Here is a 444-nt window from a genome sequence, read left to right as displayed (position 1 = left end):
GTAAGGACGTTCCTCGCGCACAGCCATGAGCTGCTCCAGGCGACCGGCCATGTAGCTGCTGCGCATGTTGGTCTCGTAGATCACTCGACTGCGCCAGTTGCGCCCGCCCCGGTAGCTCCAGCCGTACTTGGCGACGATACGGTCGAAGTCACGGCGGAACTCCTCCAGCGTAGTGCCATCGGCTATTGCCTTCTCCACTGCCTGACGGAAGTCCTGCACCAGGTCGTCGCGGTTGGCGCCGGCGACGACGACAGCATAGTCATGCTCGCGGGTGTAGATGTCCGTCCAGGCGTTGGTCGGTAGATTGAGCTTGCGCCGGAAGAACTGGTTCTGCTCGGCGAAAGGCAGTGAGGTTGCTCTAAGCGCCACCGGCCACCTCCTGCAGGATCTCGACTCGCCCCTGTAGCGCCGCAGCGGCCAGGGCCTGCGCCATCGCATCCGCGT

The 444-nt window shown here is 64.2% G+C and carries 1 protein-coding gene; it reads right to left on the bottom strand.

Annotated elements, in window-relative coordinates:
- Window positions 1-369: phage head morphogenesis protein (locus tag C1634_RS25760; RefSeq protein WP_228410179.1), on the bottom strand; the 369-nt coding region annotated here is incomplete at its 3' end.
- Between the last annotated feature and the right edge of the window lie 75 nt (window positions 370-444).

Origin of the sequence: Chryseobacterium viscerum (assembly GCF_002899945.2) — a bacterium.
Classification (GTDB): Bacteria; Bacteroidota; Bacteroidia; order Flavobacteriales; family Weeksellaceae; genus Chryseobacterium; species Chryseobacterium viscerum.
Note: the sequence above shows the minus strand (reverse complement) of the source record. Positions and strands in the feature narration are given on the sequence as shown.